This is a genomic window from Glutamicibacter sp. M10, from assembly GCF_025452055.1.
GTDB lineage: Bacteria > Actinomycetota > Actinomycetes > Actinomycetales > Micrococcaceae > Glutamicibacter.
Window position 1 is genome coordinate 1056730 of the sequence record NZ_CP104918.1, and the last position, 13793, is coordinate 1070522.

At 55.2% G+C, this 13793-nt stretch carries 11 protein-coding genes and 2 pseudogenes; 11 read left to right on the top strand and 2 right to left on the bottom strand.

Annotation, left to right across the window (positions count from 1 at the left end; all coding sequences use genetic code 11):
• Positions 1-58 precede the first annotated feature (58 nt).
• From N6V40_RS05165 to N6V40_RS05210, 10 genes and pseudogenes are all read left to right on the top strand, one after another.
• Positions 59-1173, top strand: a pseudogene (locus N6V40_RS05165) (histidinol-phosphate transaminase).
• 121 nt (positions 1174-1294) lie between these two features.
• The gene (pdhA, locus tag N6V40_RS05170; protein WP_131089247.1) at positions 1295-2437 is read left to right on the top strand and encodes a pyruvate dehydrogenase (acetyl-transferring) E1 component subunit alpha; all 1143 of its coding nucleotides are present in this window, start codon (positions 1295-1297) and stop codon (positions 2435-2437) included.
• Positions 2438-3414, top strand: a pseudogene (locus N6V40_RS05175) (alpha-ketoacid dehydrogenase subunit beta).
• 21 nt (positions 3415-3435) lie between these two features.
• Positions 3436-4851, top strand: coding sequence for a dihydrolipoamide acetyltransferase family protein (locus N6V40_RS05180; protein ID WP_262199268.1), 1416 nt, complete (start codon positions 3436-3438; stop codon positions 4849-4851).
• A 137-nt stretch (positions 4852-4988) separates the two neighbouring features.
• Entirely contained in the window at positions 4989-5423 is a 435-nt protein-coding gene (locus N6V40_RS05185) for a carboxymuconolactone decarboxylase family protein (protein ID WP_242632495.1), read from the top strand.
• An 8-nt stretch (positions 5424-5431) separates the two neighbouring features.
• Positions 5432-5872, top strand: a complete 441-nt coding sequence (locus N6V40_RS05190) for a sigma-70 family RNA polymerase sigma factor family protein (RefSeq protein ID WP_262199269.1) — start codon at positions 5432-5434, stop codon at positions 5870-5872.
• Between the two features lie 11 nt (positions 5873-5883).
• Entirely contained in the window at positions 5884-6348 is a 465-nt protein-coding gene (locus N6V40_RS05195) for a sigma-70 family RNA polymerase sigma factor family protein (RefSeq protein ID WP_262199270.1), read from the top strand.
• 58 nt (positions 6349-6406) lie between these two features.
• On the top strand, positions 6407-7906 hold the full coding sequence (locus tag N6V40_RS05200) for a hypothetical protein (RefSeq protein WP_262199271.1): 1500 nt from the start codon (positions 6407-6409) through the stop codon (positions 7904-7906).
• A 14-nt stretch (positions 7907-7920) separates the two neighbouring features.
• The gene (locus tag N6V40_RS05205) at positions 7921-9234 is read left to right on the top strand and encodes a DUF5129 domain-containing protein (protein ID WP_262199272.1); all 1314 of its coding nucleotides are present in this window, start codon (positions 7921-7923) and stop codon (positions 9232-9234) included.
• The gene (locus N6V40_RS05210; protein WP_262199273.1) at positions 9186-10481 is read left to right on the top strand and encodes a hypothetical protein; all 1296 of its coding nucleotides are present in this window, start codon (positions 9186-9188) and stop codon (positions 10479-10481) included. Before N6V40_RS05205 ends, N6V40_RS05210 begins: the two co-directional genes overlap by 49 nt.
• A 39-nt stretch (positions 10482-10520) precedes the next feature.
• Here N6V40_RS05210 and N6V40_RS17280 read toward each other — a convergent pair whose 3' ends face one another.
• Positions 10521-11330 carry an alpha/beta hydrolase family protein gene (locus N6V40_RS17280; protein WP_396268621.1) on the bottom strand — a complete coding sequence of 270 codons (810 nt, stop codon included), beginning with the start codon at positions 11328-11330 and terminating at the stop codon, positions 10521-10523.
• On the bottom strand, positions 11327-12577 hold the full coding sequence (locus N6V40_RS17285; protein ID WP_315973773.1) for a TolB family protein: 1251 nt from the start codon (positions 12575-12577) through the stop codon (positions 11327-11329). Before N6V40_RS17285 ends, N6V40_RS17280 begins: the two co-directional genes overlap by 4 nt.
• Before the next feature lie 289 nt (positions 12578-12866).
• Here N6V40_RS17285 and N6V40_RS05220 point away from each other — a divergent pair, with 289 nt between their 5' ends.
• Complete coding sequence (locus N6V40_RS05220; protein ID WP_262199274.1) at positions 12867-13637, top strand: hypothetical protein; 771 nt, start codon at positions 12867-12869, stop codon at positions 13635-13637.
• Positions 13638-13793: the final 156 nt, after the last annotated feature.

A 13793-nucleotide genomic window follows, 5' to 3' on the forward strand; every position in this document is an offset into this window, starting at 1 on the left:
GAGACAAGAATGTGGGATGGGTGTAATCAGCCTTGAATTGCGTACTAGGCTTTGAAGCATGACTGAGAATCCGGTGACCCCAGGCCAGGTGCAGCCACGTCCCGTTGTTGCACGTTTACCAAAGTACGCAGCGGGCAAGCCACCAAAAGTGGTGGAAGGCATTACGCCCTACAAGCTCTCGTCGAATGAGATCCTTTTGGACCGCTTGAAGCGGTGCAGCAAGCGGTCATTGAGCAGAGCAACTTGAACCGTTACCCGGATCCGCTATCGAGCAAATTGCGCGAAGCACTCTCTGATTACTTGGATGTGCCAGCCGAAGATATCGTGACCGGGGCTGGTTCCCTCGGTGCGCTGACTCAGATCCTGAATACCTTTGCAGGACAGAATGAAGATGGCATCCAAGATGAAGTGATCTACGCTTGGCGATCCTTCGAGGCCTACCCGATTCTGGTTCAGACTGCGGGTGCTCTTCCTGTTGAGATCCCGTTGCTTGAGGATGGTCGCCATGATCTTGAATCAATGATCGCGGCCGTGAACGAAAACACATCGGTGATTCTCTTATGCACCCCAAATAACCCAACGGGTCCAATTCTGACTCAGGCCGAAGTTGATGACTTCCTGGCCCGGGTGCCCAAGAACGTCCTTGTGGTTTTGGATGAGGCTTATATCGAGTTTGTCCGTGATGAGAAATCCGTGGATGGAATTCATACCTACAACGAGAATGAAAACGTGGTTCTGCTGCGTACTTTCTCTAAAGCTCATGGTCTGGCTAATCTTCGCGTGGGTTACTCGGTTGCCCACCCATCAATCACCAACAACATTCGTGTGATGGCTACGCCGTTTGCGGTATCCAGCGTCGCCGAAGATGCAGCGGTGGCGTCGCTAGAACATATTGATCAAGTTCTGGAACGCGTTGAAGCGTTAGTTCAGGAGCGCGAACGAGTGGTTGCTGCCTTGGTAGAACAAGGCTGGAATATTCCGTCAACACAGGCAAACTTCGTCTGGCTCCCACTGGGCGAAAAGACCGGGGAGTTCGTTGAGCGAGCTAATGCTGTGGCGCTTTCGGTGCGCGGTTTTGCGAACGAAGGTGTGCGAGTATCCATCGGTGAAATCGAAGCGAATGATCGATTCATTGAACTGTGCAACGAATCACGGGATTTGGCGGACAGCTGATCGGACTCGTTATCTCGCGTTTTAGCGGTCAATAGCTATAGGCTTAGGAGTTAGACAAGCCGTATATGTCCCATGCGGAATGTATTCCGTCTGGGGCATATTTATGATCAAAGGAAGATAAATGACGCGTGCTGCTACCGAGGCGACGGAGTCGGATCTAATTCAGATCCTGACCCCGGACGGCCAGCGTCACTCCCACGAAACGTATGACGCGTATCTGGGTGACGTTGACGATCAGATGCTGCGCGGTTTCTACCGCGACATGGCAATGACTCGCCGTTTTGACCAAGAAGCCACGGCGCTGCAGCGTCAGGGCCAACTGGCGCTTTGGGTTCCGCTGCGCGGACAGGAAGCAGCCCAGATCGGTTCGGGTCGTGCCACCCGGCCGAACGACTATATCTTCCCTACTTACCGCGAACACGGTGTAGCGCTGACCCGCGACGTTTCATTCTCGGAGATGCTCCGCCTCTTCCGCGGCATTTCCGGTGGCGGTTGGGATCCTCGGGAAAACAACTTCCACATGTACACCATGGTCCTTGCCGCACAGATGCCACATGCAGCTGGCTACGCCATGGCGATGAACATGGAACAGCATGGCTGGGACGAAGAGCGCCGTGCAGCCGAAGGCAACGCAGTCGTAGCGTACTTCGGTGACGGATCATCCACCGAAGGTGAAACCCACGAGTCCATGGTCTTCGCCAACTCGTTCAACGCCCCAGTGGTGTACTTCTGCCAGAACAACCAGTACGCCATCTCTGTGCCATTCGAAGTGCAGTCCAAGGTCCCATTGGTCAACCGTGCCATCGGCTACGGCATGCCTGGTGTACGCGTTGACGGCAACGACGTCTTGGCCGTTCTTGCAGTAACTCGTTGGGCACTGGAACATGCCCGCAGTGGCAAGGGACCGGTATTGATCGAAGCGGTGACCTACCGACTCGGTGCACACACCACCGCCGATGATCCCACCAAGTACCGCATGAGCGAAGAGGAAAAGCAGTGGGCTCCCAAGGATCCGCTGATTCGACTCGAAACCTACCTACGCGAAAACAACCTCGTTGATGAAGCGTTCTTTGAACAGCTTTCCACCGACGCAGACGCAATGGCAGCCAAGGTCCGTGAAGACGCCATGGCCTTCCCTGTTCCACCACTGGCGAAGTCCTTTGAACAGGTTTATGCAGAAGCGCATCCACTGATCCAGGAAGAACTGGCCTGGCACTTGGAATATGAAGCAGGATTCGCTGATGCGGCCGAGGGAGAGCAGTAAATGACCACCACAATGACCCTGGCCAAAGCAATTACCTCCGGCCTGGACAAGATTCTTGAGAGTGATGACAAGTCGTTGCTCATGGGTGAAGACATCGGACGTCTTGGTGGCGTTTACCGTGTCACCGACGGACTGATCACCAAGCACGGCGCACATCGTGTGATCGATTCACCACTGGGTGAAGCGGGCATTGTTGGCACCGCGGTGGGCATGGCCCTTCGTGGATTCAGCCCCATTGTTGAGATCCAGTTTGATGGTTTTGTTTTCCCTGCCTTTAACCAGATCACTACCCAGCTGGCCAAAATGCACGCACGCTCCGAGGGACGCTTGACTGCTCCGGTCGTCATCCGCATTCCTTACGGTGGCGGCATCGGTTCCATTGAGCATCACTCGGAATCCCCGGAAGCGCTCTTTGCCCACACCGCAGGCCTACGCATCATCACCCCATCCAACGCACACGACGCCTACTGGATGATCCAGCAAGCTGCCGCTTGCCAGGACCCGGTGATCTTTTTGAACCTAAGCGCCGTTACTGGCTCAAAGGTGAAGTAGATACCGAAACTCCGGCCTTGGATGCATTCAAAGCACAGGTAGTTCGCCCAGGTACCGACGCCACCATCGTGGCTTACGGTCCACTGGTACCAATTGCCTTGGCTACCGCGGACGCTGCGCTGGAAGATGGCCGCAGCATTGAGGTCATTGATCTTCGCTCGATTTCACCGATCGACTTTGACACCATCACCGAGTCGGTGCAGAAGACCGGACGCCTGATCGTCACCCACGAGGCTCCGACCTTCGGCGGTATTGGTGGCGAAATCGCTGCTCGAATCACCGAACGTGCTTTCCTTTCATTGGAAGCTCCGGTACTGCGTGTTGGTGGATTCCACATGCCGTATCCAATTTCCAAGGTGGAGTCCCAATACCTGCCGGACATCGACAAGTTGCTTGAAGCCCTCGACCGGTCCTTCGCTTACTAAAGCGGAACCCAAGGAGTAAACATGACAGTCTTTAATCTCCCCGATGTGGGCGAAGGCCTGACCGAAGCGGACATTGCTTCCTGGAAGGTCAAGGTCGGCGACACCGTCGAGGTCAACCAGATTTTTGTGGAAATTGAAACCGCAAAGTCACTTGTTGAATTGCCGTGCCCGTTTGCCGGTGTCGTCACTGAACTGCACGCATCTGAGGGTGACACCGTATTGGTGGATCACCCGCTGATCAGCATTGACCAAGACGGCAATGCGGCGGCTCCAACTGGCATTCCAGAACGTGCCGAAGTGCAAAGCGCCGAAACGCCTCAGGCCTCGGAAGAACCCGGCCCGTTGGTGGGCTCCGGTCCTACCGCTGATTCGTCGGTACGCCGCACCCGAACCAGCCGCCCAGCACCATCGGCCGCTGCACAGCGTTCGAATGCTGTCCGGGCATCAGGATCGGCACTGGCTGACACCATCTCGCGTCGTGCCCAGTCCTTGGGTACTGCAGTACGCGGAGAAGTAGACCGTCGTAAGCCAGCAGTGGCCAACTTTGTTGACCGCGTGCTAGCTAAACCACCGGTGCGTCGTCTGGCCAAGGACTTGAACATTGACATCAATGATGTGGTGGGCACCGGAACCGAAGGCGAAGTCACCCGCGATGATGTAAACAGCTACCAGGCTCAGCGCGAGGCCGAGCACGCAGCAGCACCAACCTACTGGGCTCACGGCCAGTTGGCTGACGCCCGCGTAGAGCGCACCCCGGTGCGCGGTGTCCGCAAGGCAACCGCCAAGGCGATGGTTGACTCAGCCTTTACTGCTCCGCATGTATCGATCTTTGTTGACGTGGATGCCAGCCGCACCATGGAATACGTGCAGCGACTGAAGAAGTCTCGCGACTTTGAAGGCATCAAGGTTTCACCGTTGCTGGTGCTAGCTCGCGCAGTTATTTGGGCTGCAGCACGTAACCCTTCGGTGAACGCCAGCTGGGTTGAGACCGAAAATGGTGCAGAGATTCACCAGAAGCGTTTCATGAACTTGGGCATTGCTGCGGCAACCCCACGTGGGCTGTTAGTTCCAAATATCAAGGATGCCCAGGACCTGAACATGAAGGAACTGGCTATCGCACTGAACGATTTGGCTGCAACCGCTCGTGCAGGCAAGACCCGTCCAGAAGATATGCGAGATGGATCGCTGAGCATCACTAACATTGGTGTGTTGGGCATCGACACCGGTACCCCAATCATCAACCCGGGTGAGGTGGCCATCGTTGCCTTCGGTACGATCCGCCAAAAGCCTTGGATTGTTGACGGCGAAGTGGTCCCACGCTGGATCACCACCCTGGGTGGTTCATTCGACCACCGTGTAGTGGACGGTGACCTGTCGGCTCGCTTCATGGCTGACGTCGCATCGATCCTGCAAGAGCCAGCCATGCTGCTGGACTAGTTAGCCCAGAACAGCCCCAAGGAAAACTTTCAAAAAGTTTTTCCTTGGGGCTGTCACGTTTAATGCTTCTGAATCGACGGAGTTATAGAAGGCAGAAACCTGCCGGAGAGTCGATTTCCAGGAGGCGCACCATGCGCATGAACCTCAACAAAACCCACAACAAGGGCTACGCCGCCGTACTCGGTTTAGAGTCCTACGCCAGTACTTCGATGCCTAAAGACCTCTACGAACTGGTCAAGTTACGGGCTTCAATCCTTAACGGTTGCTCCTTTTGCACAGACATGCACTCACATGATGCATTGGAAATAGGCATCTCCGCAGCCAAGCTCTTTGCCGTCGCCGCCTACAACGATTCACCACTATTTAGTGATGCCGAACGTGCTGCCCTGCGCTTGACCGATGAGGTGACCCGGCTAGACCCGTCAACCGGAGTCAGCGACGAGGTGTGGAACGCGGCGGCCGAGGAATTCAGTGAAGAAGAAATCGGCAACTTGATTTTTGCGATTGCCACGATCAACGTCTGGAACCGCATTGCCATCACCACCCGAATCGAACCACCAGTACGCGGCTAGCTGCCTTCATGACTGATACGATCGGGCGCGTGGAGCAACCAGAGACCGACGCAGTACTTGCGCACTGGCAGGCTGAGAAGCCTCGGCTGACCGTGCTGGCCTACAACATGCTCGGCGTCTGGGCCCAAGCCGAAGACATCGTCGGTGCCGTCGGTGAACAAGTGTTCACCATGGCGCCGACCTCGGCAGCACAAGTGCACAATTGGCCCGGATTCCTCACCACGCTCACCACCAGACGAGCCATCGACGTGCTGCGTTCGGCCCAGCACCAACGAACGCAGTATGTTGGCTCGTGGTTGCCCGAGCCAATAGATCGGGCAGTGCTGCCGGAAGACGCTGCAATTAACGATTCAATGCTCAGGCTGGGAGTTCTCCATTTACTCGAAGAGCTCCCTGCTTCATCAAGGGCCGCATACGTGCTGCACCACGCCATGGGTATACGGCCCTGAACATCGCCGAGGTGCTCGAAACCAGTCCGGGCGCGGTGCGCCAAATGCTCAGCCGGGCTTCCAAGAAGCTAGGTCAATCACCAGCGCCCGAACGCGAAGACACCGGGCTATCGGCAATGCTCAGTCAGATTGTTCAAGCGATCCACCAAACAGATGCTGAAGGCGTAGTCAGGCTATTAGCCCAAGACGCGGCGCTCTACTCTGATGGCGGTGGAAAGGTGCGAGCTGCGATTAACCCAGTATTTGGAGCGCGCCGGATTGCTCGTTTCCTCATTGGTATTGAGCGGAAGAACCCGGGACGGAACATTTTCTCGGGACAGGTCAACGGTGAACCAGCGTTGCTTTTCACTATGGAAGGCCGACGAGACGTTGTGATCATTGATATCGCTGAAGGTGTGATTCAACGAATTTTGCAGGTATCCAATCCTGAGAAGTTAGGTCAAGTAGGACGCAACTGGACTCCACTTCCACGCTAGATCTGGCGGTTTGTCATGACGCCGAGTTAATCAACCTCTTGTTGCTACAGTTGAGTCCATGACTCGCACTCGTACCGCTCTGCCGTTTCGTTTCTCAGCGTGGCTGGGCAGCGCCATCATCTTGCTCGGCGGTGGCGTCGGGGCAGTTGGTATTCCTGCTCAAGCCAGTGTCCCTGCAGCGAGCTCAGAGTCTTCGCAGCCCGTCTACCCCTCGGCTTCGCCTAGTGATGAAGAAGAAGACGATGAATCAATTCTGATCCCTACTGTCACTTCGCAAGAGGGCAAGTTCTATCTAGCGGTGACAGATGCGGCCATCGATAACGTTGATTCAGAAAAAATCATGAACGAGGTCCGGGCCGCGGTGGATGACCAGCATGCCAAGATTCTTCTTGGCGTGGATCAGAAGCCAAATAACCTCAAGGGCGCAGGCCAATTGGTGCGCGGCATGCTGCTGTTTGGCGACACCGACGCGCTCAGTGATGACTGGCTGGAAGATGGCAAAACGCAGGGCTACGTCGGTGCCGGGTGGATAGTCATCGGTGTGATGCTTCCGGAAAAGCCCGGAGGTGAAGTTGAAGTATCTGTTGACCCCGGACGCAACGTAAGTGAAGTTGATCCCGGAAGCAAACAAGAAATAGTCGACGCAGGCAAAGAACAATTTGCCGCCGGAAACTATACGGAAGGAATCAGTGCGGTAGCACTGTCTTCCACCCAAGAGCTCGACGCACCACTGGATCAGAAGATCTCGTTGAGCATCGCCTTGGGTTTTCTTGCCGTGATTGCCTTAGCCATCGTCTTTGTTGCCTTGAGATCTAAACGCCGCAAGGCACAACAGGTTGCAATCGAACAACTCGGTAAGGACTCAGAGCGGTGGGAAAACTCGATCCAGCGACATCTGAAAAAACTGCGCGATTCCAAGATGGAAAGAATAGAAACCACGCAGAATCTCAGCAGCTCTAGGGCAATCGGTGAGGTTCAGTCACAGCGAGAGCAAGCGTTGCACGAAGGTCCTGGAACTAGTGTGGTGCACACTGATGAGAACTCAACAGAGCAGCTATCTCCAACGCAGGCACGCGCGCTAGAACAAAAAGCTGAAGAGCTCAGACTCCTAAGCCGGGCAGTAGAGGTGTCCAACAGTTTGGCTGGTGGGCCGCGGGCAGCGCTGCCTATCTGGAATCAAATTATCAGTAAGCATCAAGAAGGAATAGAACTGCTTGTTGCCTTCCTCGACGGTTCTGGAACAAGCCAGCTAGAGGTCTCCCGTGCTGCGCGCACCATCATCGTTACCCACACCGATGAGCTAGAACAACTTCGTGCACTGACCAAGGAAAAGTCCGCAACGCAGTCGGCATTGCCACTTCTTCAAGACTTCTGGGTCTTGCGAGATGAACTCGAAAATGTGCTGGCCTCCTGCCTAAATGAGGCGGCTAGCGGGCCAGCGAGACTAGAACCCAAGCTGGCTGCGAAAATTCGCGGGCTACTGACAAACTCTGAAGTTCAGGATGATGATCCGATTTCAGTGCTCCGCAGGTTCGTACCGGAAAGCCGGGGCAACTGATGCGAGCACGGTTGATGCATGATTCTGAGGGTCGGCGCCTGCGCCGGCCCGTCCATTGGGCCGCGATTGCTTCGCTCTTCATGGCGCTCATAACCGCACTGTTGGGTGTGCGTGCCGCCGTTGCGGTGCACGCGGCGAGCGTGCCGCTTCCTTATGAAGTGACGGTAGAGATCCAAGGCAAACATGACTACAACATCACTCAACAGCGTGTTAATGCGCAACTGGCCGCACACCCGGTTCGATCATCAAAGCCATTAAAATTAGTTCTTGTTGATCGCTGGCTTACTGCAGATGAAACCCAGCGCGCAATGGTCCCTAACGGTCAGGTCCTAATTACCTCGAAAATGGATCATCTGAAGACCGAGAACTACAAGATCGATGAACGTTTCAGCGGTGTCGGGATAGCTCATGACCTGGCGCCAAACGATGATAAAAACTCAGACATGCGTTATGACATCCACGACGCATTCAAGTCCAACGTATCGGTCGGTCATGGTCCAAAGGCTGTCATTGCGGCGGCAGACACAGCAGCAGTGTTACTAGATGATTCGCAGACAAGCTCACCGATTTTCTGGTTTTCTTTAGTGGGCTTGAGCGCCATGGTGACCGCTGCATTTCTAGTGACAGCACTGCGTTTCCGATCTCGCTGGGAATCACGCCGTCGTCGGTTGACCGTGGCGCAGCGAAAATTGGCCCGCGTGGTTTTGGACCTTGAAGCCTTGGAAGCAACCTATGTAGCTGCTGAAGAATCTCGTCGCCCGAAAGGTTTCACCGAAGCCTGGGAACAGCTACAAGAAATGTCTCTTAGCGCAGCACGTGGTGAAGACCCGCTGGTTATAGCTGTGTATGACCGCCAGACATCGCTGAGTCAAAAGACCGGTGACGAGCTAACTGCTTTCGAAGCGATGGCACGCAAGCTGACGGCCTTGGCGGATAGTCTCATGGGTGCCGGCTCGGTGCATGCGAAGTTGGCCGGCACCGGATCCACCATGGACAAGCTGAGCACTCCGATCAATGATGCGGCCACCGAACTTCTCATCAGACTCGAAGATGCACCGGGCAAGATGATCTCTGGCGAGGATCTTCAAGGATTACGTGACTCGTTAGGTGCACTTCTCGATGCAGCCCAAAGGACTCACCGCAGAGCGACGCCGTCAAGGCCTGGTCTGCGGCGGAGAAGAATCTGGCCCGGCACACCAGTCAGATTATTCGGCGTCTACGGCGCTATCCTCACGGCACGCGCCCTGCGGTTCAAGAAGTTAGTGCTGAACACAATCAGTTGCGTTCCACCTTGGGCCTGCCGCCGGTTTCCGCCAACGGAGCGCTGAACCAGCTGAAGACCGCAAACTCCTTAGCCAGAGCCATTCTCGGAGACACCCTGAGTACGGATCAGGCTTCTCAACCGGCTCAGGATTCATCGGCTGGTTGGCTGAGGAAAGTGGCCGGGCAGATCAGCGCACGAGCTAGTCGAGGCGAAGAACCAAGCAAAGCCCGCACCATCAAGATCGTTGCATGGTTATCAATACTGTTCTGCGGTTCTTTGATAGCAGCCGGAATCATTACCTATCAGGTGAGCAAAAAACCTCAGAGCAACTATGACGGTACTGGCCGGGGCATGGTCTTAGAGATTGATGACAAAGCAGGACTAGTCGATGAAGCCGAAATTCGACGGTACATGGAGGAAGACTTTGATCAGGAACAGCACCTGTTGGTTGCTGTCCGTGATGCAGAGTCCTACCTGAAAATACAATCGATCGAAGGTTCAGAATACAGAGAGTCAACGGCTGAAAGTGTGCGTTCAGCTATTTGGCGAATCAGGAACGAATATCAGGATCGTGCGGATTCACAAAGTAAAGAGTTGCCCGAAGGCCTAACGATCATTCCCTTGTTGATTACGGACAAAGGTCGAGGGATCGTGCCAGGGCTGATCTCTGGCACGGTGCTCAGCGGAAACGCATCGTGGGGCTCAACCACCGCGTGGGATTTCGGAAGTATCACCGAATCTAGATATCCGTCCATGGAGGTTTCAAATGAAGCCGGGGACTTCGCCAGGGTGCTGGAACGAGCAGAATACGAAAAACCCGATTTCAGCGTAGCTTTACTGTTCTGGATTCTGACTTTCATGCTGTTCTTCACCGTGCTCAACCTTTTCCAGCTGATCCAATTCATCCTCGGCGCCAGTGGTCAGTTCACCCGATTCACTCGTGGCTCCCGTTCGCTGGAAAAGACTCGAAAGCGCCTGGAACATCTGGCACTGGGGCTGGAGGATTCACAGATCAATGCAGTGGCAGTCCTAGGAGCTACAACTTCCAGCCGTGCCGACGAAGCTGGGCAACGACTCTCTGAACGCGCCTTGATGATGGCATGGAGAGAAGCTGAAGAACTCTCATCAATGAGCCTGTCCCAACGGATGGGCTCGGGCTTCGCGGCTCGAACCACACACCTAGAACGTCTCGTGGCTTTGCTCGATGAGCGAGATGCTGATGTTGCCAAGCGGGCGCGTGAACTGGTGGTAGCCAGCCGCGGCGCCGGTGGAGATACGCCTGGGCAAGTAGTGTTGCCGGGGCAGCCATAACTGCCACCCCGGCAAGTAGCTAGAGAACTCGGGAACTAACTAGCCTAGAAGCTCAGGTAGTTCGCTTGGCTCATTTCCCAAGACCTTCTGGGATAAGAATTCGGTGACCACTTGGTACCAGATCTTGGCGTGCTGCGGAGTAAGGATCCAGTGGTTCTCATCCGGGAAGTACAAGAACTGGTGCTCGGTACTGCCATCTTCCTTTTGTGGCAAGCCTGAGTCAGCAAGAAGTTCGTACCAAAGACGAAGTCCTTCGCCGATCGGAACGCGGTAGTCCTTGTCTCCATGAATGACCAGCATTGGGGTGACAATATTTCCTACCGAATGATGCGGGGAATTCTGCTCGCGCATTTGTGGGCTCATCTCGCGAGTCCAGTAGAACGCCGCATCGGTGGTCTTGCCAAAACCTTCCAAAGCCCACAGGCTGGCGTGGGTGACGATGGCCTTGAAGCGGTCGGTATGCCCGGCCACCCAGTTGGCCATGTAGCCGCCGAAGGAACCGCCCATTGCGGCGGTGCGCGTTTCGTCGATATCCTCGCGGGCTTCGGTCGCATCGGTGATGGCCATGAGATCCGTGAAGGGCTCCTGGCCCCAGCGGCCCCAGCCGCGCTGGATGAAGTCCTGGCCGTAGCCGGTGGACAGGGCGGGGTCCGGCAGCAATACCGCGTAGCCTTGGGCCACCAGCAACCAGGGGCTCCAACGCCAGCTCCAAGCATTCCACGAACCCAGCGGACCGCCGTGGATCCAGAGCAGCAGTGGCGCCTTGTTCTGCGCCGAGGCCGTCTCCGGCAGGGCCAGCCAGGCGCGGACGGTGGAACCATCCTCGGCCGTGGTGCTGACCTCGGTCAGAGTGCCGGGAAGCGCGGGGCGCTCGGCGGGGAGATCAGTAGCGTGGCTTCGGCGAAGTCGCCGGCTTCGAGCTCGTGGACGTGGGTCAGGTCCACGGCCACCGGCTCTGCCGGGTAGAGGTAGCTGGAACGCAGCGCGTAGGCGGTGCGTGAATCGCTGCTGATGGTGACGTCGGTGAAGCTGCCGTCATCGGTGAGCCGGGTGATCTTGTCGTTGTACAGGCTCAGGTGGAAGATCGGGCTGTGCCCGTTGTCATCCGCGGTGAGCAGCAGCGAACGCCCATTGGGCACCCACTGTATGTCGTTGACCCAGCGGTCCCAGCCATCGGCGATCTGGTGGGTTGAACCATCGGCCAAATGCATCAGCCACAGTTCGAAGACCGGGGCGGTCTGCGCAGTGGAACGGTGCCAGCGTGCGTAGGCCAGCTCCTTGGAGTCTGGGCTGATCTTGCCAATGGTGTATTCGTAGGTGTCATCCGGGCTCAACAACATTTCTTGTGCGCCGGTATGTAGATCGATACGCATCAGACCCGGTGCGCTGGAAGCTCGACCTTCAGGAACTTGCCATTCGGTGATCAAAAAATCACCGTTCGAGGCAACATCGAAGGCTGTTTCTTGCAGGTTGGCACCGATGCCTGGTGTCAGATCGGTGAGTTCTGCGCGCTTAGAATCTTGGACTTCAGGAAGGTTGCCCGAATAGAAGTGGGCAGTTGCTGGACCCAGATCATGGTCCCAATAACGCACCGGGTATCCGGTGTGCAAAATGGCGGAGACCTTTTTGTCTTTGCGGTCCGTGCGCAGTTTTTCTTCGGCTTCAAGGTCTTTGGCGCGGCTGTGGCCGCTGCTTTTTAACACAATGGTTTGCGGTGACTTACTGCAGACGCTTAGTGATTGCACGCCGGCCGGGTGAGAAATGGCCGGACGGGCTTCACCACCTGCCGCTGGTAGTAGCCATCCTTCAGGTTTGGCGTCGTCCTTGCTGGAACGTTTGGCCACGAATAGTAGGTCGCCGTTAGCGGTGAACTGAGGTTGGAATTCGCCGTGTTCGCCGAAGGTGAGCCGGCGCGCTGGCAACTGTCCTTTGGGGTCGATAGACCACAGTGCACTGTCGTAGCTAGTTTCATCCTCGGACAGGGTGCTCATGGTGGTGACCAATTGTGTTCCGTCGGGGGAGAGCGTCAATCCGCCGACGCGGGCTAGTCCGATGTAGCTGTCTAAATTATGAAATGAATGCTTAGAGTGTTCCACCTCACTCATCTTGCCACTGATAAGAGCCCGAAACTACTGTCGGGGCAAAGTTACGCTAAACCGATAATGTGCCAGCCGATTGAGGCGAAGGATTTCTGGACGATTCACGTAACCCACGCCTTGCCCCGATGTTGTTGAGTAAATGATCTTGACCTCCCGATTTCTGTCCAGAACCTGTGGCCAGGAACCTACAGTTAAGAACTTCTCGGCTTCTGTACTTTTGTACAGATGGAACCAGGCTGTCCGCCGGTAATTTTTACAGTATCCAGAAAATCTAGTTGGAGGATAAGTGAGAATTGCAGTCAAAAAAGTGTCAGTTGCCGTTGCTAGTTGCGCATTAACAGCGGGTCTCGCTGTCAGCATGTCACCGGCCTACGCAGCCACCTCAACAGTCCAGTCATCGCAGACAAGGATCTCTGATGCGGAATCGCTCTTGGGCGCGGACGACCTAGAATATATCGAGAAATCATTCGAAAAGCTGAATATCCCTGTTGCTAAACAAAGTGCTCTTCTCGAAAAAATTTCATCAGGAAGAAAATTGGATTCTGAGACGATGAAATCGCCTGTGAAGGTCACCAAGGCATTAAATCCTGATGGTTCGCAAACCGTTACCAAATCTTGGGAGGATGGTTCGGCGATCAGTGAAACCGTATTTCCTGACAAGTCTGCCGCTGCTTCAACGGGTGGTTTCCCGCTAGCATTGCCTGCTAGCGTCAAGGGATGCACAACCAAGTACGAAGTAGGTATGACGCATAAAAGCAGTTGCCAGGTGTGGCACCAAGCAGTAACTTGGTCAGCAGGTTTTACGGCCAGCTTCCGTTATAGTCTGAGCAATGGTCATTACATCAAAAGTATTAGCAACCCCAAAACAGGCGGAATCGGGATGGGAAAAGGCTCGTTGAGCTACATCAAGCGCTCTGCATACTCAAGTCAGACGGCCAAAGCTCAGTTGAAGGCCCGACAAACCGTGAAAATTGCAGGAATACCAACTAGTCGCGATGTAGGAGTGATCCTAAACGTCAATACTGGTGGTGGCTCCACCTCATCGTTCGGTTCATGATCGAAGCATATTGAAAGAGAGTATTTGAAATGCAACCGTGGCAGATTGTCGTTGCAATAATCGCTATTGCTATCGTGACGTTCGTTGTCTTTTTGGTTCGACAATTTTTGGTGGGTTTTTCAGCTCGAGAAACGTCTCATCTGGACCGCGATTCAC